23 protein-coding genes are annotated in these 24,423 nt (G+C 71.3%); 15 read left to right on the plus strand and 8 right to left on the minus strand.

The features are described from left to right. The first annotated feature begins 106 nt into the window (after positions 1 to 106). The 9 genes from FHN55_RS18380 to FHN55_RS18425 all read left to right on the plus strand — a co-directional run bounded on the left by FHN55_RS18380 (position 107) and on the right by FHN55_RS18425 (position 12,251). On the plus strand, positions 107 to 2,359 hold the full coding sequence (locus tag FHN55_RS18380) for a VirB4-like conjugal transfer ATPase, CD1110 family (RefSeq protein WP_139713852.1): 2,253 nt from the start codon (positions 107 to 109) through the stop codon (positions 2,357 to 2,359). Between the two features lie 736 nt (positions 2,360 to 3,095). Then, positions 3,096 to 4,316: an NlpC/P60 family protein gene (locus FHN55_RS18390; RefSeq protein WP_180357943.1), complete on the plus strand. Its 1,221-nt coding sequence runs from the start codon at positions 3,096 to 3,098 to the stop codon at positions 4,314 to 4,316. Positions 4,317 to 4,522: 206 nt separating this feature from the next. Continuing rightward, on the plus strand, positions 4,523 to 5,125 hold the full coding sequence (locus tag FHN55_RS18395; protein WP_139713857.1) for a hypothetical protein: 603 nt from the start codon (positions 4,523 to 4,525) through the stop codon (positions 5,123 to 5,125). Between the two features lie 925 nt (positions 5,126 to 6,050). After that, complete coding sequence (locus tag FHN55_RS18400) at positions 6,051 to 7,316, plus strand: AAA family ATPase (RefSeq protein ID WP_139713859.1); 1,266 nt, start codon at positions 6,051 to 6,053, stop codon at positions 7,314 to 7,316. A gap of 324 nt (positions 7,317 to 7,640) precedes the next feature. Further along, positions 7,641 to 8,444, plus strand: a complete 804-nt coding sequence (locus FHN55_RS18405; RefSeq protein ID WP_139713861.1) for a helix-turn-helix domain-containing protein — start codon at positions 7,641 to 7,643, stop codon at positions 8,442 to 8,444. A gap of 301 nt (positions 8,445 to 8,745) precedes the next feature. Continuing rightward, positions 8,746 to 9,306: a hypothetical protein gene (locus FHN55_RS18410; RefSeq protein ID WP_139713863.1), complete on the plus strand. Its 561-nt coding sequence runs from the start codon at positions 8,746 to 8,748 to the stop codon at positions 9,304 to 9,306. Between the two features lie 27 nt (positions 9,307 to 9,333). Beyond that, positions 9,334 to 10,536, plus strand: a complete 1,203-nt coding sequence (locus FHN55_RS18415; protein ID WP_139713865.1) for a hypothetical protein — start codon at positions 9,334 to 9,336, stop codon at positions 10,534 to 10,536. Beyond that, the gene (locus FHN55_RS18420; protein ID WP_139713867.1) at positions 10,533 to 11,417 is read left to right on the plus strand and encodes an oxygenase MpaB family protein; all 885 of its coding nucleotides are present in this window, start codon (positions 10,533 to 10,535) and stop codon (positions 11,415 to 11,417) included. The genes FHN55_RS18415 and FHN55_RS18420 overlap by 4 nt, the downstream gene beginning before the upstream one ends. Before the next feature lie 477 nt (positions 11,418 to 11,894). Continuing rightward, on the plus strand, positions 11,895 to 12,251 hold the full coding sequence (locus FHN55_RS18425; RefSeq protein ID WP_139713930.1) for an ATP-binding protein: 357 nt from the start codon (positions 11,895 to 11,897) through the stop codon (positions 12,249 to 12,251). A 214-nt stretch (positions 12,252 to 12,465) separates the two neighbouring features. Here FHN55_RS18425 and FHN55_RS18430 read toward each other — a convergent pair whose 3' ends face one another. Then, positions 12,466 to 13,893 (minus strand): rhodanese-like domain-containing protein, encoded by a 1,428-nt coding sequence (locus tag FHN55_RS18430; protein ID WP_139713869.1) that lies wholly within the window; start codon positions 13,891 to 13,893, stop codon positions 12,466 to 12,468. A 162-nt stretch (positions 13,894 to 14,055) separates the two neighbouring features. On the opposite strand from FHN55_RS18430, the gene FHN55_RS18435 reads away from it, so the two are divergent. From FHN55_RS18435 to FHN55_RS18450, 4 genes are all read left to right on the plus strand, one after another. Then, positions 14,056 to 14,640, plus strand: a complete 585-nt coding sequence (locus FHN55_RS18435) for a rhodanese-like domain-containing protein (RefSeq protein WP_139713871.1) — start codon at positions 14,056 to 14,058, stop codon at positions 14,638 to 14,640. Then, positions 14,637 to 15,494, plus strand: a complete 858-nt coding sequence (locus FHN55_RS18440) for a GntR family transcriptional regulator (protein WP_139713873.1) — start codon at positions 14,637 to 14,639, stop codon at positions 15,492 to 15,494. The genes FHN55_RS18435 and FHN55_RS18440 overlap by 4 nt, the downstream gene beginning before the upstream one ends. Then, entirely contained in the window at positions 15,491 to 15,877 is a 387-nt protein-coding gene (locus tag FHN55_RS18445) for a rhodanese-like domain-containing protein (protein WP_139713875.1), read from the plus strand. The genes FHN55_RS18440 and FHN55_RS18445 overlap by 4 nt, the downstream gene beginning before the upstream one ends. Positions 15,878 to 15,941: 64 nt before the next feature. Beyond that, positions 15,942 to 16,856, plus strand: a complete 915-nt coding sequence (locus FHN55_RS18450) for a sulfite exporter TauE/SafE family protein (protein WP_139713877.1) — start codon at positions 15,942 to 15,944, stop codon at positions 16,854 to 16,856. Between the two features lie 181 nt (positions 16,857 to 17,037). Here the strand turns inward: FHN55_RS18450 and FHN55_RS18455 are convergent, their stop codons facing one another. Genes FHN55_RS18455 through arsM form a run of 5 tightly spaced genes read right to left on the minus strand, consistent with a single transcriptional unit; the run spans position 17,038 to position 20,608 of the window. Next, positions 17,038 to 17,460 (minus strand): low molecular weight phosphatase family protein, encoded by a 423-nt coding sequence (locus FHN55_RS18455; RefSeq protein WP_139713878.1) that lies wholly within the window; start codon positions 17,458 to 17,460, stop codon positions 17,038 to 17,040. After that, positions 17,457 to 17,891: an arsenate reductase ArsC gene (locus tag FHN55_RS18460; RefSeq protein WP_180357945.1), complete on the minus strand. Its 435-nt coding sequence runs from the start codon at positions 17,889 to 17,891 to the stop codon at positions 17,457 to 17,459. The genes FHN55_RS18455 and FHN55_RS18460 overlap by 4 nt, the downstream gene beginning before the upstream one ends. A gap of 41 nt (positions 17,892 to 17,932) precedes the next feature. Then, complete coding sequence (locus tag FHN55_RS18465; RefSeq protein WP_139713879.1) at positions 17,933 to 18,640, minus strand: arsenate reductase ArsC; 708 nt, start codon at positions 18,638 to 18,640, stop codon at positions 17,933 to 17,935. Further along, positions 18,637 to 19,785 carry an ACR3 family arsenite efflux transporter gene (gene arsB / locus FHN55_RS18470; RefSeq protein WP_139713880.1) on the minus strand — a complete coding sequence of 383 codons (1,149 nt, stop codon included), beginning with the start codon at positions 19,783 to 19,785 and terminating at the stop codon, positions 18,637 to 18,639. The genes FHN55_RS18465 and arsB overlap by 4 nt, the downstream gene beginning before the upstream one ends. Positions 19,786 to 19,819: 34 nt before the next feature. Next, on the minus strand, positions 19,820 to 20,608 hold the full coding sequence (gene arsM, locus FHN55_RS18475) for an arsenite methyltransferase (RefSeq protein WP_139713881.1): 789 nt from the start codon (positions 20,606 to 20,608) through the stop codon (positions 19,820 to 19,822). A gap of 122 nt (positions 20,609 to 20,730) precedes the next feature. Here arsM and FHN55_RS18480 point away from each other — a divergent pair, with 122 nt between their 5' ends. Continuing rightward, positions 20,731 to 21,108, plus strand: coding sequence for a metalloregulator ArsR/SmtB family transcription factor (locus tag FHN55_RS18480; RefSeq protein ID WP_139713882.1), 378 nt, complete (start codon positions 20,731 to 20,733; stop codon positions 21,106 to 21,108). A gap of 46 nt (positions 21,109 to 21,154) precedes the next feature. Next, the gene (locus tag FHN55_RS18485) at positions 21,155 to 21,685 is read left to right on the plus strand and encodes a GNAT family N-acetyltransferase (RefSeq protein WP_139713883.1); all 531 of its coding nucleotides are present in this window, start codon (positions 21,155 to 21,157) and stop codon (positions 21,683 to 21,685) included. A gap of 189 nt (positions 21,686 to 21,874) precedes the next feature. Here FHN55_RS18485 and FHN55_RS18490 read toward each other — a convergent pair whose 3' ends face one another. Both FHN55_RS18490 and FHN55_RS18495 read right to left on the minus strand, forming a co-directional pair. Then, entirely contained in the window at positions 21,875 to 23,593 is a 1,719-nt protein-coding gene (locus tag FHN55_RS18490) for a VirD4-like conjugal transfer protein, CD1115 family (protein ID WP_139713884.1), read from the minus strand. Between the two features lie 29 nt (positions 23,594 to 23,622). Then, entirely contained in the window at positions 23,623 to 24,423 is an 801-nt protein-coding gene (locus tag FHN55_RS18495) for a DUF3801 domain-containing protein (protein WP_180357946.1), read from the minus strand.

Here is a 24,423-nt window from a genome sequence, read left to right on the forward strand (position 1 = left end):
CTCAGGCGGGTCCACCGACCCCAACGGAAAGGCCAACGGCAGCTCCGGCAAGCGCAGCAGAGCGCGCAAGACCAAGATTCCTCCGACCGGCGGCGCGCTGCGCGTGGTGCCCTACGAGGCCATGCTCCCCGACGGTGTCGCCTGGCTCGGGGAAGACGCCTGGTCCATCAGCGCTGAGGCTGGAGACATCTCCTACCTGCTCAGCCCCGAGGAGGTCCAGACCGACATCCTCAACCGCTGGGGACGCTGGCTGAACGGCTTCGGCGGCGCCGTCGCCCTGCACATCACCATCGTCAACGAGGTGCGTGACTCCGACGCCTTCGGCCGCCTGGCCCGCATGTCCTACGCCGGTGAGGCCGAGGACGACCTTCGCGAGGACTTCAACACCCACATCACCCGCAAGCTGTCGACCTCTCGCGGCAACGTGCTGACCAGGCGCTACATCACCTTCACCCTCAAGGGCGAGAAGAACCGCGAGCAGGCCTGTGAGCGCCTGCACCGCACCATCACCGACGCCCAGGCCAGCCTGCGCCAGCTCGGCTGCACCGTGCGCCCCCTGGGACGCGCCGAGCGCTTGGAACTCCTCGCCAGCAAGACCCGCCGCGGCGAGCGCTTCACCTGGACCCCTGACCACCCCACCCTGGAGGCCGTCGCGCCACGCAGGGTCGAGGTCGCGCCCAGCCACCTCGTGCTGGGCGAGGGAGCGGACGCCTGCTTCCATGCCAGCGTCTGGGTCGGGAGGCTGCCGGCGTGGCTGTCTGACCGCCTCATCAGCGACCTGGCCGAGATCCGAGGTGACCTGACGATCTCGATGCACCTGCAGCCCTACGACAACGCCGACGGGCTGGACCTGGTGCGCGGCCAGATCGCCAACCTCGAGATGCAGTACATCAACGAGAAGAAGCGAGCCGCCAAGAAGGGCCTGGACGCCGACCAGGTCCCCCACGGGCTGACCACTGCCCGCGACGAGGCCAAGGAGCTGCGCCGGGAGCTGGAGTCCAGCACCGAGCGCCTGTGGTCGACCTTGACGACTATCGGGGTCACCGCCCCGACCAAGGCCGCGCTGGACTCCCTGGTGGAGATGGTGACCACCACGTTGCGCTCGCACAGCTGCGGCGGTCAGCGGCTGACATGGATGGGTGTCGACGCACTGCGCACCGAGCTTCCGCTGGGGTACCGAGCCCTGCCGATGGAGCGCACCTTGACCACCGGTGTGGTCTCAGCGATGCACCCCTTCACCACCCAGGAGCTCATCGACGCCGGCGGCATCTGCTACGGCATCAACGCCCGCTCCGGGAACCCCGTGATCGCCTCCCGCGCCGAGGCGATCAACGGCAACGGGTTCATCTTGGGCACCTCAGGATCGGGCAAGTCCCACGCCAGCAAGGCCGAAGCCCTCTCGGTACTGCTCACCACCGACGACGACGTCATCATCATCGACCCCGAGCGGGAGTACGCCGCGCTCACCGAGGAGCTGGGCGGACAGCGCATCGCCCTGAGCGCTGACGGACAAACCCACATCAACGCCATGGCCATCGACCTGGACAGCGCCGCGGAGAACCCGATCCTGGCCAAGGCACACTTTGTCCTGGGCCTGGCCAAGGCGCTCATCGGTGGCGCGGACGGCCTCAGCCCCGGCGAGCTCGGCCTGATCGACCGCAGCACCGTAGAGCTGCTGCGCGCCTACGCCCTGGACCCCGAGAACCGGACCCCACCGACCCTGACGGACCTGCGCGATGCCCTGCGCGCCCTGGAGGACCCCGAGGCGCGCGGCCTGGCGCGCTCTCTGGACCTCTACACCGACGGCTCGCTGGGCTCGTTCAGCAGGCAGACCAACGTCCGCCTGGAGGGCCGGCTGGTGTGCTTCGACATCGCCGATCTTTCCGCGGAGCTCAAGACCATCGGCATGATGATCATCCTCGATCAGGTGTGGCAGCGCGTCACCGCCAACCGCGCCCGCGGACGACGCACCTGGCTGTACGTCGACGAGTTCCACATGCTCTTCCGCAGCGCCGACACCGGCGAGCACTTCCTGACGATGTTCAAGCGCGCCCGCAAGTGGGGCCTGATGTTGACCGGCATCACCCAGAACATCGAGGAGCTGCTCGGCTACCAGAACGCGCGCCTGATGCTCGCCAACTCCGACTTCCTGATGCTGCTGAACCAGTCGGCCACCGACGCCGACGCCGTGCGAGACCTGCTGCGCATGTCCGAGGAGCAGCGCGACCTGTTCACCGGCGTCGCTCCCGGCACCGGCCTGTTGAAGTCCGGCAACGCCTTCATCCCCTTCGACAACCAGATGGAACGCACCGGGCGCCTCTACCGCCTGTTCAGCACCAAGTTCGCCGAGACGGCCTGACCCGATGGCCGCACCGCGCCCCAGGGGGCAGTTCAAGCTCAGCTTCCACGAACTGAACGTCGCTGCCGGCGCTCGACGCATCGCCCCGGTCAGCACCGCCATGGCCTCTAGTGCTCGCGGTGCGAGTGCCGTAGCCGGCCTGGCGCGCGCTGAGGAGCCCTCCGGCACTCACGACGGCGACAACGACCGCGGGCAGGACCTCTCTGTTGATGCGCTGCGCGTGGGAGCCGGCGCAGCCAGAGTCGCTTCGGGAGCCGCCGAGCACCGCATCCGCCGGGTACAGCGCAACGCCGGTGAAGGCGCCGAACGCATCCGCACCGCCGCAGCACCGAACACCCCAGCTTCCCCGGGCAGCAGTCCTCGAGCGGGTGCGGTGCCCACCGCGCGCAGCGCTGGGGCCTCGACCGCCAGTGCCCCCACGGTGCCCGGGACTGCTCCCGGCACCAGTCCCGACACCAGACCCGGCGGCAGTCCCGGCGGCAGTCCCGGCGGCAGTCCCGGCGGCGGTCCTGGTAGCGGTCCTGGCAGCGCTGCCGGCACAGCCGCAGCGGCGCCCCCGGGCACTGATCTCACCTACGGCGGCACGACCCCGACGTTGCCGCGCATCCGCTCCCGAGTCACCAGCAGCCCAGTCGGCAGCGCGCGCACCCCCTCTGCGCGCGCGGTGTCCAGCCGGACAGGCACCCCCGTCGGTCCCCGCCTGATGCGAGGGCCCCACCTCACGCGACGCAGCCCCTTGCTGCGCCGCACCCGCGCGGCCGCCGCCGGAACGCCCGGCACGGCCAGCCGGGTCGCGGCCCTGCTCAGTGGAGGCGGTCGCACCGGTGGGACCTTCGTGGCCCGCGCCGCGGCCGTCATCACCCAGCGCATCGCCGCTGTGATCGTCTCGGTGCTGGCCGCAGTCACCGGCGTCAGCTCAGGAACCATCATCGTCGCGGCCGTCGCTGTCGTCGCCGTCATCGCTGTCGCGCTGGCGTTCCTGCCGCTGATGAACCAGACCGCCCAGCAGCAGGCCACCTCCGGCAGCCTCACCGGAGCGTTGGCGGCGACCGGCACGGAGGTGCCGCCGGACCTGGTGCCGCTCTACAACGCTGCCGGGACGCTGTGCACCCAGATCCCCGCCACGCTGCTGGCCGCCCAGGGCAAGCAGGAAAGCGGCTTCAACCCCGAGGCCACCTCTCCCGTGGGGGCCCAAGGCATCTCCCAGTTCATGCCCGGCACCTGGGCCACCTGGGGCGCGGACGCCAACGGCGACGGCCGCGCTGACCCCTTCGACCCGGCCGACGCCATCCCCGCCCAAGGCCGCTTCATGTGCGACCTCGCCGCCAAGATCGAACCCCTGATCGCCAGCGGCGCGGTCCAGGGCGACGTCCAGCTCCTGACGCTGGCCGCCTACAACGCTGGCCTCGGCAACGTCACCAAGTACGGCGGCGTCCCACCCTTCGCCGAGACCCAGGCCTACGGCCCGCGCATCCTGGCGCTCGCTCAGACCTACGGCGCGACCCTGACCACCACCGTCGGGCTGCCGGGTGGAGTCGCTGGCACCGGCGACTACGCCGCAGTGATTGACGTGCTCACCGACGCCCTCGGCACCCCCTACGTCTGGGGCGGTGGGGGCGTCAACGGACCCTCCAAGGGCTTCGGGCGCGGCGCTGGCACAGTGGGCTGGGACTGCTCGAGCTTCATGCAGTACGGCTTCTACCAAGCCACCGGCGGCGCGCTCACCCTCCCCAGGACCGCCGCTGCCCAAGCCAGCGCCTACCAGGGCAACGCGGTGCCGGCGGACCAGCTACAGCCCGGTGACCTGCTGTTCTACGGCGGTATTGCCAGCGCCAACCACGTTGCTATGTACGTGGGCGACGGCAAGATGATCGAGGAGCCGAGGACCGGGCTGGCCGCACGGATCACCACAGCCCGCATGGACTTCACCCTGGCCGCGCGGGTGCCGCTGCCATGAGCGACAACGAAGGACCCCGCCCCATGAGGACCACACCGACGGTCCCTGCTCGCCTGTGGGCTCCCAGACCCACCCGAAGTGGCGACCGCGCTGCCAGACCGGCTCGCACCACCACTGCCCTGGCCCTCGCCCTGGGGGCCGTTCTCACCCTGAGCGCGTGCGGGTCACCCGACGCCTCGGACCCCACCACCACCTCGAGCACAGCGATGAGCGCCGCCTCCAGCAGCAGCGAGCCCAGCATCCCCACCGGCGGGACTACCAGCGCCTCCAGCACCCCGGCCACCACCTCGGCCGCCACCGGCGACGCCACTGCGAGCGCGAGCGGCAGCGCCAGCAGCCAGGCGGGCACCGAGACCCTGACCGTGCCCGCCGGCAGCCGGCCGCCGCAGCTGACCTGGTCCAGGACCGCTGACCCCGACGTCATCGCTGCCACCTTCGTCGCGGCCACCTGGCAGATGGACACCACCACCGACACCAGCCCCAGCGCAGCCCAGCAGCGAGCCGCGCAGCTCAGCACCGAGACCCTGGCGGCCACGCTCGCGCAGGCCCCCGTCAGCAGCGGCGGGGCGGCGTGGAGCGACCTGGCCTTCCGCAGCGGCTGGACCAGCGTCGAAGCAAGCTCCACCAGCACCCCAGACGCTCCCGACAGCGACACCGAGAGCTACCGGCTGGTCAACGCCACCATCACGGCTCACGGCTCCGACGGCTGGACCAGCGCCGACCTGTTCCCACCGGTGGTCGTCTACGTCTCCCTCGTGCCCGATGGAGCTAGCTGGCGCGTCGAGGACGCCACCACCTACTCCTCATGACGACCTCCCCGCAGGCGAGACCTCAGATGACACCTCAGATGACCCAGCAGGCGACTAAGCAGACGAGATGGCAGGAGCCGGCGTGAACGCCCCCGAGCCCATGCGACCGGCCTCTGACCTGCCCGGTGCCACCCCGGGGCCGTTCGAGGGGACCAGTCCAGTCCAGCGTCATCACCTGCACTTCTTCGTCCAGGACGCAGGCGAGGGCCGCGCGATCTTGCATCTGAGCCCCGCTGAAGATCGCCAGGGTCGGTCCTGGGACTGCCGCACGACGGGGGCCGCCGAGCGCGTGGCTCTGCGCTACGCCGCATCCGTGGCTGGCGAGAGCGGCCTAGCCCGCGTCGTCATCGAGTCCGAGCAGGACCGCCACCTGTGGGACGTGAGCGCCGCAGGCCCGCATCCGGTGCCAGCCCAGCATCCCGGCAGCAGCTCCGGCCAGACCACCTCGCGCTCCACCTCACCGCCGACCCCGGCCGCGCAGCCTCCCCTGCCGCCACCGGCGCTGTCCCCGCCGCCCTCATCACCGCCGGCTCCCAAGCGTGAGGTTGAAGACCCCTGGGTCTCCAAGCCGCGCCGCCTAAAGATCGTTCCGCCGCTATCCGCCCCGGCCGAGCCCCCTCCCAGCCAGGTGGACGTCAGCGAGGCAGCACAACCTGTTCGAGCAGAGACCCCCGCCGCGGATCTGCGTGACGACCCGTCGTCGGCGCCCACCGGCGCGCCTGGCGGGCAGCAGGCGTCAGCGGCCCCGCGGTCGATGCAGGAGCAGCTGCTCGCCTCACGCAACCGCTTGGCCGGTGCCAGCGCCCGGGTACCGCAGCCGGACTGGGACAGCATCGTCAAGGGCACTGATCCCACCCCTGCCCCGGCCGCGCCCCCGCTGGGGCGCGAGCCGCGCCCCAGTGACCTTCCGACCGCCGAGGTCATCGTGCGACAGACCGCCCCGGGCACCACCAGCGTCGTCGTCGACCCCGTGGTGACTCCGGTGATCAAGCCAGAGGCCCCGCCCGCCGCAGACGCCAGCCGATGGGTCGTCGCTTCCGCCGTCTCTGCGCCCCTGAGGGACCCTGTCGAGCAGAGGCTCGGCGGTCCCTTCGACGACCAGCTTGACGACCAGCTCGACGATTGGCTCGACGACGACCTGGTCGAGTCCGAGGTCATCACGACCGGTCCCATGCAGCAGCCAGCCCCCAGCGCCCTCCTCAGCGCTCCCGCACCGCAGTCCTCTCCCGCCTCGCAGCCTGCACCCGAGCCGCTGACCAGCCCAGCCCCGGCTGCCCTGCCCGCCCAGCGCGGCTGGCGGGGACTGCTGGTGCGAGCCGGATTGCGCGTGGGCCCGGGCGCCGCCGAGCGCAGCGAGCGCGCAGACCACGCCGCGGCCCGACGGTTCTGGACAGGGCCGCGCACCATCGCCGTGGTCAACCCCAAGGGCGGTGCAGGGCGCACCCCCACGACAGCGATGCTGGCAGCGGTCTTCGCCCGCCACGGCGGCGCTGTGGTGGCCTGGGACGCAGCCGCCGGCGCCGGCACGCTGGGCTGGCGCACCCAGCACCGCCAGCACGACGCCAGCGCCATCGACCTGCGCGACCACCTGGACGACTTTCTGTGGACCGACGCGCGGGCCAGCGACCTCATGTCCTTCGTCCACCACCAAGACGAGGACCTGTACGACGTCCTGCCCGGCCGTGCGATGGCGGCCGGCGCCCTGGATGAGTCCTGGAGTGCAGCCGACGTCGCTGAGCTCCACGGCCTGCTTGCCACCTACTACCGCCTGGTCGTCGTGGACACCGGCGCCAGCGCCGAGGACCCCGCCTGGCAGGCGGCTGTCGCCGCCGCCGACCAGCTCGTGGTGGTCGCCACCCCCCACCCGGCCGTCATCGCGAGCGGACGGCGTCTGCTCGAGGCGCTGACTCACCGCGGGGGCCACCATGCGGCGCTGGCGCGTGGCGCGGTCGGTGTCCTGACCGAGGCCGAGCCGGGAACCCACCGCGCCGCCGTGGCCGCAGCCGCCAGCGGCCAGCTGCTTGCGCCAGAGCAGGTCAGCGTGGTCCCCCACGACCCCGCCATGGTCGACGGCGTGCTCACCTACGACCGCCTTCACCGACGCACCCGACGAGCCTGGCTGCGTGCCGCAGCGATGACGGCGGCCGCCATGCCCGAGCACTCTGACGTCGTGGTGGGCGACCTTGCCTGAGCCGTCGCCACGGCCGCGGGTCATCAACGCTGGCCGGCAGTCGTGACGACCGGCGTGCGGGCGCCCGATGTGACCCTGCGTAGCCTTGACGTGCCTAGAACGACCCGCGGGCCGGTGACGTCCCCGGTGACGTCCCCGTTGACGCCCGCCTGCCCAGGATCCGGAGAACGACCCTGTGAGACCACCGGCAACCGGTCAACACCGTCGCGCCGCGGACCAGTTCTTGGCAGGTCGATGGGCCCCACCAGCGCCTAGGCTTGAGCACCTGACAGCGGCTCTCGGGCAGCCAGTAGATGCAGAGGTCAACAGCGCGGTGAGCCGGGGGTGACGGTGACGTCAGACGAGGTGCCCCGCCGCCTCCCCCTGGGCGAACGCATCCGCATCTGCATGGAGCGCGGAAGGCCGAACCGGGACGTCCCGTGGTCGCTGCAGCAGGTGTGCTCGGCCATGGCCGAGCACGGTGTGAGCATCACCCCCTCTTATCTGTCGAACCTGCGTCGGGGTGGTCGCACCGAACCCAGTTCGACGGTCCTGCGGGGGCTGGCCAAGGTCTTCGACGTCCACTGGACCTACTTCATGGCCGACGACGAGGAGGCAGCAGCCGCCGAGCGCCAGCTGCGCCGCCTGGAGGAAGCCGGCCGAGCAGCCAACAGCGCCGCGGTGAGCCTGGGTTCTTATGGCCAGAGCGCTGAGGGCGGCCAGCTCAGCTTGGCCGAACGCCTGGAGCGGTGCTTTCAGGTGATGCACCCCCGTGACCGTGACGCCTTCACCAACAAGGAGGTCGCCGAGGGTCTGCAGGCCCACGGGGTGCAGGTCTCTGAGCAGTACGTGCACATGCTGCGCACCGGAGCGCGCGACAACCCCACCATCGGCGTGCTGCGTGCCTTGTCCCACTTCTTCTTCGTGCCCCCGACCTACTTCTTGGGATCGGACCAGGAGATCGAGGAGATCGACGCGCAGCTGGCGTACCTTCAGGCCGTCCGCAGCCCCGAGGCGAGGGACTTCATCCTGCGCGCCGGTGAGGCGACCCCCGAGACGCTGCGGGCGGTGGCTCACCTGCTGACCATGCACAACCCCAGGGATGACGACTCCACCGGAAGCGGGCCCCGTGAGCACCCGCATGCTTGACCCGTCCAAGCAGATGGCGGGACGGGCCCCCACCTTCTGAGGCACCGCTGCTGCGGGGTGCCCGACACCCCTGACTGCGCCCTCCCCACCTGACGCGCCGTTCGCTCGAGCGGACCGCGCTTGCGCTGCCGGCGGCGCTGCCACTGCGCTGCGTGATGACCCCGGGCACCCCACCAGGATTCTTTCACTCTCTGTATTGGCTGGTCAGAGGATCAAGAGCCCACAAGGTGGACGTCGAAGAGGCGATCTAGTGTGGGCGACTCAAGTGCGTGGGGAGCGACTCTCTGGGGAGGGGTGGAGCGTGAGTCTGACGGGTGATGAGGCCACCGAGCGGCGCTGCCGCGCCCTTGCAGCCTCCGTCAAGCTGCCCCAGCCCTTCACAGTCCCGGGGCTGCTGGAGTCCGTCGCGCAGATGACAGGCAAGCGGGTCATCTCTGCCCCCCCACCCTCTATGGGCCTGACGGTCTCGGGATGCACCGAGCACCTCGGCGACGCCTTTCGCGTGCAACATCCCGACGGGGACGACACCTGGTCGCTTCTGGTGACGTGTCACGAGGTGGGGCACATCCTGGCCGACCACCTGCTCCCGCCCGGGCCCGCGGTCCGCCGCAAGCACGAGAGCAGCACCGAGCTCTCTCACTTCTCTGAGCACCCGTGGCTGGACTACGCCTGTCGCAGCGACTGCTCGGATCAGAACGAACGAGAGGCCGAGACCTTCGCGGCCCTGCTGGTGAGTCGCATTACCGAGCAGATCAACGAGGAGCAGCGGTGGGTGACGCGCAAGGCGGTCACCCCCACACAGCGGCGTGTCATCGGACGCTTCGAGGACATCCTCGGCGGCAGGACCCGCGGCGATGGCTGACACCGCGGCCGCCGACCCCCAGGCGGTATGAACGCCCAGCTGAGTGGCGTCCTGCTCGACGTCCTGTTCCTGGGGGCGCCGCTGCTGCTGGCGTGCGCCTCGGTGGCCACCATCCGCCGCAGCTCAGGAGCAAGCGGCGCACTGAGCATGCGCGTCGGCCTGGCTGCCGTGGGAGTGGGCACCACCTTCCATCACCCCGGCGTCCGCGACGCGGTCACCGCAGCCCTCGGTGCCCCCCTGATGTCCACCGCGTACCACGCGGCCTTCCTCATCGTCGGCATCTGTGTTCTGGACGTCCTGGCCGCGGGACTCGGCCGGTCCGAGCGACGGCGCCGTCGGCAGCTCATGATCGGCGTCGCCGCCTTGATGCTGTTGGCGCTGCCATGGGTGCTCGACCCTCCCGGCCCCCACGGTACGAGCGCGCTCTACGGGCCGGACTTCTTCAACGACGGCTGGCAGACCGCCGCTCACGCTGGAGTGCTGGTGACCTTCCTCGGGTGGGCAGAGATCAGCCTCCTGCGCCACTGCCTGAGCAGGGGCCTGCCCATCGCTCGCACCGCGGTCGGCGTCAGCCTGCTCCTCATCGCGGCCACCGCCGCCTGGGCGCTGGTCTGCCTGGGCACCGCGGCGATCACCTCAGCGCTGTGGTCGATCGGTCTGGGCGGCGCGATCTCCGCCGACCTCTACAACGCCATGACCGCCGGCTCGATGGGCCTGGCCACACTCTTCGTCGCCGCCGGCGCGGCCTGGGCTCCCCTCGCCAGTGCCTGGGGGCGATGGCGAGGCGACCGAGAGCGCAGGAGGCGCGTCGACGTGCTCCTGCCGCACTGGCAGGACCTGCGCGAGGTGCTGGCAGACCACAGCCCCTTCACCCCGGGCATCCGTGAGGCACCCCGTAGCCCCGAGCAGGCCAAGCTGCAGGAGCTGCTGCTGTTCGGCGAGATCAGGGAGGCCCACTGGCGGCTGTACGGACTCGTCACCCAGGACGAGGTAGAGGCGTTCCTCAACGAGGCTGAGACCCTGGGCCTGTCTGCACTCGATGTCATGGCCTACGCAGACCAGTGCTGCTTGCACCTGGGCCTGCAGCGCTGGCGCGCGGGCCAGCGGGCCGTACGCGGCCGGCGCACCCAGCCCACGGCTCCCACAACGCACCGGGCGCTGGTGGAGCACCTGCTGCGAGGGAGCCAGATCCAGCGCCGTCTGGTTGCCGCACACGGGGAGAAGCGATGAACGCCGAAGGTTCGGGTCAGGTCGACCCGCCAGAGGGGGCACCGGGGTGCCTGACCAGCGAGCGGCTGCAGCACGCACAGGCCACCTACCGCGCCCTCGTCCAAGAGCACTACCCGGTGGAGTTCAGCATCGGCCACCGCCTGGCCTACCTGCGCACCTACGCCTCCCCCAGGGTCGCAGGCCTGCTGGTGCAGACCGGCCACGTCGCCCACACCCCCCTGAAGCGGGCCACCGACACCGGCCTGTTCATCTACGAGCTCATCCACGCCGGGTTCGACAGCGAGACCGGGGAGCACGTCGTGGCCCGCCTGCGAGCGATGCACCTGAGGTGGAAGATCAGGAACGAGGACCACCTGTGGGTCCTGGGGACCTTCGTCGTCCTCAGCCTGCGCCTCATCGACCAGGTCTCCCACCGCCCCCTCAGCGAGGACGAGCGCCAGGCCACCGTCGACTTCTACCGCGAGCTCGGCACGCGCATGGGCGTGCAGGACGTCCCGGCCGACTTCGCCACCTTCGCCGCCACCTTCGACGCGTACGAGCTGGCCAACCTGCGTCGCTCCCCCGCCGGCCAGCAGCTGCTCGCGGCCACCTGGCGAGCGGCGCTGTCCACGATGCCCGCGGTCCTGCGTCCCTTCACCGGTCAGGCCATCGCCGCGCTCACCAGCGAGCCCGCGCGGACCGCTCTGGGTCTTGACCGACCGAGTGCGCTGACGAGGTCAGCCGTCTTCCTCGCGCTGCGCACCCACTCGCGCACGGGTGTGCTCGCCAGCACCGCACCGCAGTTCACCCCTGGCGGACCCCAGGTGGTCTACCCCGGGGGTTACCGCCTCGAGCAGCTCGGCCCCGACGACGCTGAGGATGCGCAGCGGTCCCTCGACTGACCCGTCGGTCAACGAGCACCGGTAGCGCGCCAAGTCGTGAGGTCCTGAGCGGTACGCCCTCAACAGAGGTGATCGCCGACCGTCGCAGAAGGGATCGCTGGCCGGACTCGTTGGCCGAGCAGCGGCTCAGCCCTCTGCGTAGAGGCGCGGAGGATCACCACAGCGTTGCGAGACCCATGGGCGCCGCTCAGCTGATCGGCGCCCTGTCACCTGCAGCGATGAGCGAAGCCCTGTCTTGACACCACCCACCGTGACAGCGGCTGTCTCACTGCGCTCCCAGTAGACACCCTCGGGGCGCATCCCGCTGATCCCTGACCCACGCTCGCCCCCGGTGCCGACCGTGAACTCGGCCGACATCTGAGGGCATCGGCAGTCCCAGCAGGTGGGACGGAGCACTGCACAGCACATGGCCGGTGCTGTTCAGGGCAGACCGCACCTGTGTGCGCTGCGACCCCCACCGCGTCCTTGACCCTGCCGATGGATGCGGTGGCAGCTGCCCGCTCACGGGCCTTCGTAGAGCAGGCGCACTGCCGCACCCACGCTGCCTCGGTGCTGGATGACGCGCGGCTGCTGATCAGTGAGCTGGTCAGCAACGCGGTGCGCCACGGCAGCCCACCGATCACCACCGAGATCGAGTGCCGCGGGTCGGCGGGGTTGCACGTGCGTGTCAGTGACGCTGCTCCGGGTGCGCCGGTGGTGCGCGATGCGGATGACGATGCCGTCAGCGGTCGGGGGATGCGGTTGGTGGACCTGCTGTCCTCGGCGTGGGGTGTGGAGCCGGGTCAGGCTGGCAAGGCCGTCTGGTTCCAGCTGGGTCCTGCAGGATCCTGCTGAAGGAGCCGCTGCTTGGGGGATGGGGCCTTGCGCAACCGTGCACCGGAGGCCGGGAGGTTCTTGGGGCGCTTTACCGGCCGCCGGCTATTTTCGCCGCCGTAGGGATCACTGTCCGAGCCGCCCTGAAGCCTGCCTCGACCACTCTTCCGCGCGGCCGAATATGACTTAGGGCCTCACCGACCGACCATCTGGCCGGTCGGTGAAGCCCTCACGATCAGCGGGCGCCAGCGTCCGCCGGCTGCTGCTGCCACGCGCTCCACCCGGCGTAGCTGCCCTCCAGCTGGACCACGCGGTGCCCGGCGCGGCGCAGGGCGCTGGCCACGACGGCGTTGCGCATCCCGGACTGGCAGTAGGTGACCACCGGGGTGCCCGAGGCGGGGTCGGGCAGCTGGTCGGTGTGCCACAGCGCCCGCCCACCAGACAGCTGTGTGGAGCCGGGCACGTGGCCGGCGGCGTGCTCGGTGCGGTTGCGGACGTCGACGACGGCGGCGCCGGTGGCGGCGACGAAGTCCTCCAGGGCAGCGGGGCTGACGGTCTCTGCGGGTGCGAGGTCGAGCCCGTCCAGGGTGGTGGTGTAGCCGGTCAGGGCGTCCACCCCGACGCGCACAAAGTGGGCGCGCAGCTCCTCGGCGGCCTCGGCGTCGGCAGCCAGGGCCACCAGCGGGCGGTGCTCGGTCTCGGGGTCGTAGACCCAGGCGACGTAGCTGGCGGCCTTCGCGGCGCCCGGGACGTGCAGGGCGCCGGCCGGTGAGCCGGCGCGCACGGCGGCGGCGTCGCGGGCGTCGAGCAGGACCGCCTCGTCGGCGTCCAGGCGGGCGCGCAGCGCCTCGCCCTCGACGCGCTCCAGCGCCGGCAGCGGGCCCAGCACGACGGGACCCTGGCGGTTCTCGCGCTTCATGCGGGCGAAGTAGGCGTGGGCGTCGGGCTGGCCCTCCAGCAGCTCGGCGACGAAGCCGGCCTCGTCGTCCTCAGCCAGGTAGCGAGCCCACCAGGCGTACAGGCGCTCGTAGCCGACGGTGGTGGAGGCCACCGCGCCGAGCGCCTTGCCGCACGCGGAGCCCGAGCCGTGGGCGGGGTGGACCTGGACGTGGTCAGGAAGGGTCAGGAAGACGCGCTTGAGGCTGGCGAAGAGGTCCTTGGCGCCCTGGTAGCGGGTGTCGAGGCCGCCGGCGGCCTCGTCGAGCAGGTCCGGGCGCCCCAGGTCCCCGGCGAAGACGAGGTCACCGGAGAGCAGGTAGCCGGGGGCGTCGGTGAAGGCGCCGTCGGTGAGGGTGAAGACGAGGTGCTCGGGGGTGTGCCCGGGGGTGTGGCGGGCCTGCAGGACGAGGTTGCCGACGCGCAGCTGGTCGCCGTCGTGCAGGCGCTCGGCGGCGAAGCCGTACTGCCAGTCCGCGCCGCCCTCGCCGGAGACGTGGGCGGTGGCGCCGGTGGCGGCGGCCAGCTCGCGGGTGCCGGACAGGTAGTCGGCGTGGATGTGGGTCTCGGTCACGGCGGTGATGCGCATGCCGTGCTTGTCGGCCAGCGCCAGGTAGTCGGCGATGTCGCGGCGGGGGTCGACCACGACGGCCTCACCGGTCTTCTGGCAGCCGATGAAGTAGCTCGCCTGGGCCAGGTCCTCGTCGTAGAGCCTCTCGAGCAGCACGGGTTCCTCCTGTGGTTCCGGTCAGCGGATCGGGCAGCTGCTTGCGCAGCCCCCATCCTGTACGTACATTTACTTCCAGCGCAAGGTGCGTACATTCCATTCCGCTCCTCGCTCCGATCCGCACCGACCACTGGTCGCACACCGACGAAGGGATCCGCTCCGATGAGCACTCGCACCCCGGCCACCCGGCTGCACCCCGCCCACCTGAACACCGACGCCCTCTCCGACCACCTCGTGCTGGATGTGCGCAGCGAGGCCGAGTTCGCCGCCGGCAGCCTGCCCGGCGCCCACAACACTCCCTTGGACCGGATCGAGCAGGCCCTGGCCGACCTCGAGCTGGAGTTGGCCCAGCGCGACGTCGTCCTGGTCTGCCGCTCCGGCGCCCGCGCCCAGCGCGCGGCCGACGCCCTGGCCACCTCCGGAGCGAGCTCGCTGAAGGTCCTGGACGGCGGGCTGGAGGCAGCCTCCAGCGCCGTCCAGGGCGCCGGCACCTCGCAGGCGGTCCCCTCGATTGGCTGGTCCACCCCCGCCTCCGAGGCCGGCTGGGGCATGGAGCGCCAGGTCCGCCTGGTGGCGGGGAGCATCGTGGCCACCAGCATCCTCGCCAGTATCTGGAAGCCCAAGGCCCGCTTCGTGGCTGGTGGTATCGGCGCAGGTTTGACCTTCGCCGCGCTGAGCAACACCTGCGCGATGGGCGCGGCGCTGAGGCGGCTGCCCTTCAACCGGCCTCGCGCGCCCCGCTCATGAACGCGGCGCCCACGACACCCGGTCCCGCCGACGCGGTCCTGCCCGAGCGGGGAAGCGGCACCCCGGTGTGGGCCCAGGTCCAGGCCGACGTGCGCCGCCGCCTGGACGCCGGAGCCTTCGCCGACGGCGTGCCCGGTGAGAACGCCCTGGCCGAGGAGTACGGCGTCTCCCGCCAGACCGTGCGCCAGGCGCTGCGGCCCCTGCGCGAGGCCGGCGCCCTCACCGCCCAGCGCGGACGCACCTCCCGCGCGGTCGGCATCACCCAGCCGCTGGGGGCGCTGTACAGCCTGTTCGCCTCGGTGCGCGCCACCGGCATGACCCAGCGCAGCCGGGTCCTGGCCCTCGACGTCGTCACCGACGGGGGCGCCAGCGCCGCCCTCGGGCTGCCCGCCGACGCCGAGCTGGTGCACCTGCGGCGGGTGCGCCTGGCCGACGACGTCCCCCTGGCCCTGGACGAGGCTTGGCTGCCGGCGGCGCGCACACGGGCGCTGCTGCAGGCGGACTTCACCGAGACCGCCCTGTACGACGAGCTGGCCCGCCACTGCGGCATCCACGTGCGCGGCGGCGCCGAGCACCTGCACGCCGTCGTCACCACCCCGGCCGAGGCCGCGCTGCTCGGCGTCGCCCCCGGCAGCGCGGCGTTCCTGGTCGAGCGCCTGGGGTGCTCGGAGGGCACCCCCGTGGAGCACCGCCGGTCCCTGGTGCGCGCGGACAGGTTCAGCGTCAGCGCCCACTTCGCGCCCAGCTCCGGCTACCAGTTCCAGTTCGACGCCGAGCGTCCTGGGCGTCCTGACGGCCCGGCCGCCAACCCCGCCCACCACCACGCCCCCACCCTGCGAGAGGCCCTGTCATGACCAGCCCTACGAGCCCCGCCAGTTCCGCGCAGCAGCTCCCCGCTCCTCAGCCGAGCGTGTCCGCCCGCACCGCCGCAGACCTCGTCGCTGGCGGTGCACTGCTCGTCGACGTCCGCGAGGACGAGGAGTGGAAGGCCGGTCACGCCCCCGACGCCGTCCACGTGCCGCTGGGGGCCATCACCGCCGGGCAGCGCCCAGCGCAGGTCCCCGACGGCGCCGACGTCGTCGTGGTGTGCCGCTCGGGCAAGCGCGCGGCGCAGGCCGCCGACCGCCTCGCCGCGGCCGGGGTGGCCGTGCGCAACCTCGACGGCGGCATGCAGGCCTGGCAGGACGCCGGGCTGCCCGTCCGCACCGATAGCGGCGCCCCCGGCACCGTCGCCTGAGCCACTCACCTGCGACCGCCCCGCCACACCCTCTCGACGCCTCACCAGACCGAAGGACAGACCGATGACCGCTGCGCTGATCGCCGTCGCCCTGGGGGTGGCCGTCGGTCTGGTCCTGGGGGTGCTGGGAGGAGGCGGGGCGATCCTGACGGTGCCCGCGCTGGTGTACCTGCTAGGCATGCCCGCCGCTGAGGCCACCACCGCGAGCCTGGTCATCGTCGGGGTCGCCGCAGCCACCAGCAGCCTGACCCACGCCCGTGCCGGGGCGGTGCGCTGGGGGACAGCGCTGGTCTTCGTCGGTGTCGGTGTACCCGCCACCGTGGCGGGAGCGGCGCTGAACCACCGAGCGCCCGCGGCGGTGGTGCTGGTCAGCTTCGCGGTGGTGATGCTGGCTTCGGCGGCGGCGATGGTTCACCGGACTCTGAAGCGCCCCGCGTCCCCAGCTGTTGTTCGGCTGCTGGCCCCGGCTGGCCGGGTGAGTACCGCGGGAGGCGGGCTCGTAGCTGACGGCGCTGTCGGCGCAGAAGGCGCTGGAGGTGCGGTGGCCGTGCGCGCACCAGCAGCGCCGCCTCGCACACCTGCCCGTCAACCGCTCACGGCCCGGCGCCGCAGGGCGGTTCCGGTCGCCTTCGCGGGGCTGGTGGTCGGTCTGCTGACGGGGTTCCTGGGTGTGGGTGGGGGCTTCGTCATCGTGCCCGCGCTGGTGCTGGTGCTGGGGCTGTCGATGCCGGTGGCGGTGGGCACCTCGCTGGTGGTCATCGCGCTGAACTCGGGTGTGTCCCTGCTAGCGCGTGCCGGCACCGCGCACTTCGACTGGGCGGTCATCGTGCCCTTCACCGTGGGAGCGGTGGCGGCCTCGTTCGCGGGTCGGCCGCTGGCGGCGCGGCTTTCTCCTCGCGCTGCCAGCCTGTCCTTCGCTGGACTGCTGGGGCTCGTCGCGGTCTACATCCTGCTGCAGTCCACGAGCGTCCTCGCCTGATCCCGGCCTGCTCTTGAGGTCGAACCCCGCCTCACCTTCGAAACCTGAGGGTGTGTCGTACGGGGACCGCTGACCGCCCGCCTCGGTCAGGGGCGCGACCCCCTGCCGCTCAAGGCCGCCGTCCGTCGCAGTCGGGATCGCTCTCCGGACACTGACCTGAGCCGTCGTCCGTCGAGGTGACTCAGCCGAGGCGGTCGACGAGCTCCTCGACGCGGGCGGCGATGTCGTCGCGGATCAGGCGCATCCGCTCCGTCCCCTCGACACCGCGGGTGGAGGGCTCATCGGTCTCCCACACCTCCACCGGGGTCCCGTCGACGGGCTCGACGTGGGCTTCCTTCCCGAGCACGACGACGAGGTCAGCCGCGCGCACGTCGTCGTCAGTGAGCTGGTGGATGCGCTCAGTAGAGATGTCGACGCCGACCTCGGCCAGGCTCGCCACCGACTGGGCGTTGAGCTTGTCGCCGGCCTGGGTGCCGGCCGAGGAGACCTGCAGATCCAGGCCCCGCTTCTCGGCGGCGTGGCGCATCAAGCCGGCTGCCATCTGAGACTTGCCGCCGTTGCGGACGCACACGAAGAGCACGCGCGGCGTGTCGGTGGTGCTCATGCGCGAGCCGGCAGCAGCTCGGCCAGCAGCGCCTCGACGCGGCCGCGGATCTCATCGCGGATCGGGCGCACCGCCTCGATGCCCTGCCCGGCGGGGTCAGCCAGGGCCCAATCCTCATACCGCTTGCCCGGGAAGATCGGGCAGGCGTCTCCACAGCCCATGGTGATGACCGCGTCGGAAGCCTCAACCGCTTCGGTGGTCAGGACCTTGGGCACCTCGGCGGTGATGTCGATGCCGACCTCTGCCATCGCGGCGACGGCGACGGGATTGATCTGGTCGGCGGGCATGGAACCGGCCGAGCGAACCTCGACGGCGCCGCCGGACAGGGCGCTCATGTAGCCAGCGGCCATCTGGGAGCGGCCGGCGTTGTGCACGCACACGAAGATCACGCTCGGGCGGTCAGTGGTGGGCGCGGTGGTGGGGTCGGACACGGGAACTCCTGGTTAGTGGTGGGTCAGCAAGGTGGGGCGGCTCAGCGGGCCGCGGTCGGCGCGATCTCCTCGACCAGTGCGCTCACGCGCCGGGCGATGGCGTCGCGGATGGCGCGCACCACGGCCAGGCCCTGGCCGGCGGGGTCGGCGACGTCCCAGTCCAGGTAGCGCTTGCCGGGGTAGATCGGGCAGGCGTCCCCGCAGCCCATGGTGATGACCACGTCGGCGGCCTGGACCACGTCGTCGGTCAGCGGCTTGGGGAAGGCCAGCTCCTCGGGGTCGGTGCTGGCAGCCCCAGCACCAGCGGCGGGTCCGAGGCCGACCTCGGCGAGAGCCTGCAGCACGACGGGGTCGACCTGGGCGGCGGGCAGGGACCCCGCCGAGCGGACGTGGACACGTCCCTTGGCCAGGTGGGCCAGGTAGGCCGCGGCGATCTGGGAGCGGCCGGCGTTCTGGACGCAGACGAACAGGACCTCGGGTACGTCCTTGGCCCAGGTGCCCTTGGCCTGGGCAAGGGCGGTCAGGCGCTCGGTGGCGAAGCGGCAGGCCAGCACCGGCACGTGAGTCTTGACCTTCGCGGTGCGCCCGAGGGCGGTGTAGGACTCGAAGACGATGCGCTCGATGGTCTCGCGGCTGACCACGCCGGCGAAGCGGGTGGTGAGGTCATCGACGTGGCGGTCCAGCACCGCGCGGGGGTCGATCAGCCCCGTCGCGGTCGAGACGGGAACGGTGGCCTGGTCGGTGCTCATCGGGTGCTCCCAGAAGTCGTCGAGGCAGTCGAGGCAGCGATGCGAGGGGCAGGGACGGTGGGGTCGTCGGGGAAGAAGCGGCGCCCGGCCCACAGGGCGACGTAGACCAGCGCGACCAGCACCGGGACCTCGATGAGGGGGCCGACGACGCCGGCCAGGGCCTGGCCGGAGGTGACCCCGAAGGTGCCGATGGCCACGGCGATGGCGAGTTCGAAGTTGTTGCCCGCGGCGGTGAAGGACAGCGTGGTGGTGCGGGCGTAGTCCAGCCCGATGAGGCGGCCGAGGAGGAAGCTGCCGCCGAACATGAGGACGAAGTAGGCCAGCAGCGGCAGCGCGATGCGCGCCACGTCGCCGGGGGCGGAGGTGATGGCGTCGCCCTGCAGGGCGAAGAGCAGCACGATCGTGAACAGCAGGCCGTACAGCGCCCAGGGGCCGAGGCGGGGCAGGAAGCGCTGCTCGTACCAGTCCCGGCCCCTGGCGCGCTCGCCGAGGGTGCGGGTCAGGTACCCCGCGATCAGGGGGATGCCGAGGAAGACCAGCACGCTGACCACGATGGCGACCACGGAGAAGTCCGCACTCGTGGTGGGCAGACCGAGCCAGGCGGGCAGCACCTGCAGGTAGAACCAGCCCAGGGCGGCAAAGGCGAGGATCTGGAAGACGGAATTGATGGCCACCAGCACCGCGGCGGCCTCCCGGTCGCCACAGGCGAGGTCGTTCCAGATGAGGACCATGGCGATGCAGCGGGCCAGCCCGACGATGACCAGGCCGGTGCGGAACTCGGGCTGGTCGGGCAGCAGCAGCCAGGCCAGGGCGAACATCAGCGCCGGGCCGAGGACCCAGTTGAGGACCAGGGAGGCGATGAGGAGCTTGCGGTCGCCGGTGACGCGGCCCAGCTGGGTGTAGCGGACCTTGGCCAGGACCGGGTACATCATGATCAGCAGGCCGAGGGCGATCGGCAGGCTGACCGAGCCGACCTCGACGGCGGACAAGGCGTCGTCCAAACCGGGGACCAGCCGGCCAAGGGCCAGACCGAGGACCATCGCGGCGATGATCCAGACCGGCAGGAAGCGGTCCAGGGTGGACAGGCGAGCGAGCACCGGGGCCTGGGGCCCAGCGGCGGGACGCTCGGAGACAACATCGCTCATCGGGTGGGGTCCTCGTACTTCGTTGGCTGAGGGGTCAGCTGGTCTGGGCGGTGGGCTTGGTGGCCTTGACGATCGCGCCGTGCAGGCCGGGGGCGACCTCGTGGGTGAAGTCCACGCTGGCGTCGGTGAACCCAGCCGCAGCCAGTCCCTCGAGGTACTCACCGCGGGACAGGGCTCCAGCGATGCAGCCGACGTAGGAGCCGCGCTCGGCACGCTGGTCGGGGGTGACATCGTCCTCGGCCACGACGTCGGAGATCCCGACCCGTCCGCCGGGGGCGAGCACGCGGTAGGTCTCGGCGAGGACGGCGGGCTTGTCGGTGGACAGGTTGACCACGCAGTTGGAGATGACGACGTCGATGCTGGCGTCATCGAAGGGCAGCGCCTCGATGGTGCCCTCGCGGAACTCGACGTTGCTGACGCCAGCGGCGGTGGCATTGGTGCGGGCCAGGTCGAGCATCTCGCCTGTCATGTCCACGCCGTAGGCGAAGCCGGTGGGCCCGACGCGCCGCGCGGAGAGCAGGACGTCGATGCCGCCGCCGGAGCCCAAGTCCAGCACGCGCTCGCCGGGGTGCAGGTCGGCGACCGCGGTGGGGTTGCCGCAGCCCAGGGAGGCCAGCACCGCCGCTGCGGGCAGGTCGGTGGTGGAGGCGGAGTCGTAGAGGGCTGCGCCGAAGCGGTCATCGACCTCAATGGCGGCAGCGGGACTCGGAGCGCAGCAGCTGGCCCCGTTGGGCTCCGAGGCGGCGCGGGCGGCGTCGGCGTAGCGGGCGCGGACCTGCTCGCGCAGGTCGGCGTCGTCGCTGTGGTGCGTCGTGGTGGTCATGTCCGTCCTCCTGGGCAGGCCCCCGCAAAGGTGGCATCGACGATCATCGATGCCGACCCTGCCACGGACATGGACGATCGTCAATATCGACAGAAGTGAATGTCTGGTGACAGACTCCAGCGATGGCCACCGCTGTGCAGATCGCCCCGTCCGCGCGCTCGTCGAGCGAGGGCGCGACAGCAGGCGTTGCCTGCTGTGCTCCGCTGGCGCGCGAGCCCCTCGGGGCCGAGGACGCCGTCGTCCTGGCCCGCACACTCAAGGCCCTGGCCGACCCCGCGCGGCTGCGACTGCTCAGCCTGGTCGCTGCCCACGAGGGCGGCGAGGCCTGCGTGTGTGACCTGACCGAGCCGCTCGGCCTGACCCAGCCCACCGTCAGCCACCACCTGAAGGTGCTGGTGGAGGCGGGGCTGCTGACCCGGGACAAGCGGGGTGTGTGGGCCTACTACGCCTTGGTCCCCGGCGCCCTTGACTCCCTGGCCGGGGTCCTGACCACCTGCTGATCAGCCCGAGGGACCGGGGCGAACGCGGCGGAAGGGGAACCTGGCGATGGGCGGCACCGACGTCGGTGGCAGTGATGTGGCCGTCCGGCCGATGACCGCGCAGGACTGGTCGGCTGTCCACGAGATCTACGCCTCCGGCATCGCCACCGGCCATGCCACCTTCGAGGCGTCCCCGCCGAGGTGGGAGGACCTCGACGCCGCCAAGGCGCCCGAGCACCGCCTCGTCGCCGTCGACGCCGCAGGGCGAGTGCTGGGATGGGCAGCCGTCGTGGCGGTCTCGGACCGCTGCGTCTACGCCGGGGTGGTGGAGCACTCCGTCTACGTCGCCCCAGACGCGCAGTGCCGCGGAGTGGGCCGGCTGCTGCTGGACGCGCTGGTCGCCTCCACCGAGGCCGCCGGCGTCTGGACGATCCAGTCGGGCGTCTTCCCGGAGAACACCGCCAGCTTGGCGCTGCACGCCGCCGCCGGCTTCCGCACCGTTGGGGTGCGCCAGCGGCTCGGGCGGATGAGCCACGGCCCGATGGTGGGGCAGTGGCGAGACGTGGTGCTGCTCGAGCGCCGTAGCGCCTCGCTCTAAGCCTGTTGCACCCAGGGACCGCTGAGCGGACGGACTGGGCGTCGCCGGTCTGGGTCTCGTCACGCCGCGTGCTCGAGTCGCATTTGGCCTGTTCGTTGAAGCGTCTCGTTCAGGTACGACATACGAACATCGCGTCTGGGCATCACCGGTCACAGAGGAGCACGAAGAGTGATCATCAGAGTTGGCCGCTCACCCGACGTAGATCGGCACCTTGCGGGACTTGAACGGCTTGACTCCGCGCAGCAGGTAGATGCACTCCTCCTCGTTCATCCGACCCAGCTCGTCGGGGGTCATGAGGTCGCGGTGGGTCTTCTTGAGGCTGCGTGAGGAAGAGCTGTTGCGCCCGCTGCTCTGGCTGGTGTCTTCCACCTTGATCGTGGAGCGGCCCAGGCGTTTGGACAGCCAGTCCAGCGTCGTCGCGTCGTTCCCGCCCAGGAAGAGGAAGCTGTCGCAGTTGCCGGCGATGACTTCCCACTCGTCGCGGTACAGAGCTTTCAGTTGACCGAGGGTCTGCAAGATGACGGCGACGCTGATGCCGCGGCTGCGGATGGTGGAGATTACCTGCGGGAAGTCCGGGATGCGTCCGATGTTGGCGAACTCGTCCAGGTAGCACTGGATCGGTACTTCTAGCTGACCTTCAGGGGAGTGATCGGCCGCGTAGACATTCACTGAGAACATCGAGTGCCAGAACAGTGCCGAGATGAAGCGGAAGGTCTGGTGAGTGTCCGGCAGGATGCAGAACAATACGCCTGGATTGAGCCCCAGCTGCTCGATCGCGAGTTCGTCATGTGAAAGCAACCGGCGCACGTCGGGAACATCCAACACGGCCAGGCGAACCCCCAGGGAGATGATGACTCCCTTCTTGGTCTCACCGGCGCCCTGCTGGAAGATGCGGTACTGGCCGGCGGCGAAGTGCAGGCCGTCGCGGATGTGGTCGGACTCCTCCGGGCGCATGTCCGGAAGGTCGCTCCAGTTGTCCAGCAGGTCGCGGACGACTTCCATCATCTCGTCGACCTCGGAGGTGTGCTTTTCGTTGTCCTCGCTGGCTTCGAGCTTCTTGACCAACTCGACCACGTCGATGAGGGAGGCCGGCCCCAGGCCCTTGGGCGGTACCGACCCGGGGCTCTTGGCCTCATCGGCCAGCGCCGCGAGCCGCGCTGCCTCACCCATGAAGTAGGCGTACGCGGTCAGCGACGTCAGCAGCGCCCGCTCGGCACGGTCCCAGAACGCGTCCTTGCCGTCGACGCCCTTGCTCTCGGTGTTGCTGACGATGGTGGCCGCCAGCTGTGCGATACCGACCTCGGGCTGGTCGCGGTCGATGTAGGCCAGCGGGTTGAACCCGCTCGAGGAGCGCAGGTCGACCAGGTTCAGCGCCCGCACGTCGTACCCGGCGGCTCGCAGCGGCTCGGCAGCCTCGCGGTACAGCTCACCCTTGGGGTCGGTGGCAGCGAAGGAGACGCCGTTGCCCGAGAGCAGGTTCGGCAGCACGAAGCTGCGGGTCTTGCGACTGCCTGCGCCTCCGACGGCCAGGACGTTGAGGTTGCGCCGGGTGGTCCGGGTGTCCAACGACAGCGTCTCAGTGGCGGTGAAGCGCAGCCTCGGCTCACCCCGTCGTCCCGCGTAAGGGGCGATGTCACGTCCCCCTCCCCAGGCCGCTGATCCGTGCTCCTCGCCGATGCGCTCGGTCTGCCGTCCAGCACGGCTGTAGGCGATCATCAGCAGGACCACCACCAGCAGCCCGAGTCCGCCGAGCCAGTCCATCCCCTGGACGTCCAGGGACCACCACCGGCGGCCTTCCTGCTGCAGTGCGGGGGTGATCGCCCCCAGACGCTCGGTGATCACGTCAGAGCTGGCCCAGGACTCGCGCACCGCGCGGGTGGCCTTGGCGCCGACGGCGACCAGCAGCACGGCCCCCAGCCCAGGGGCGATCCGGCCCTTCACCGGGGACCGCGCGGGGTGCGTGATGCCGTACGTGCGGACGTGGACCGTCCCGCGCGCACCGGCGCCGAGCGAGCAGCGCCACGAGGGCGAGCCTCCCCAGTGCGCGCGCCGGTTGCCCGCTGCCGCGCCAGGTAGGGGGTGCGCTGCTCCAAGCTCATGCGGGCGAAGTTCGCCGGGACTTCTGGGCCATCGGTGCGGCTCACAACTCCTGCTGCACGCGACCGCCCCGCGACCGGGCCGACGGCCTCCCGGGCAACCTCTCGGGAAGGAGCTGGGTCCGGCTGTCGAGTCTGGGAAGGCACGGTGCGGTCCACGACGCGGTCCGCGGTGCGCTCCGGCGTGGTCGTCCTGCGCTGGGGGGTTGCTGCCTCCCGCTTAGCTGCGCGGTCCTGCTCCCGCTGGATCTGGCGGGCCACGGTCGACTCGGCGTGCTTCATTGCGGCGTCCAGGAGCGCGGCGTTGCCGGCGCCGATGTGCACGCGGAACTCCCCGGCCTCCTTGGTCACCGCGAACGTGACGCCGTAGCGCCGCAGCGTCTGGCGCACCACGCGAAAGGTGCGCGGGTCCTCCAGGTTGACGATGGCGCGCTGGCCGTTGGTGAACTTCTCCAGGTCCACCGTGGAGACGCGACCACCCATGGACCCGCCGCGGCCCGGCACCGTCGTGAGCGCCTTGGTGACCAGGGCGCGCGAGGCAGCCCACAGGAGGTTGCTGAGCGGCCCGACGAGTTTGACCGCCTCCACACCCATCTCGAACGAGACTCGACGGGCTGTGCTCTCGATGCTCTCGACCGACAT

The sequence above is a fragment of the Streptomyces sp. NP160 genome, assembly GCF_006335115.1.
In the GTDB taxonomy this organism is placed as follows: domain Bacteria; phylum Actinomycetota; class Actinomycetes; order Actinomycetales; family Quadrisphaeraceae; genus Quadrisphaera.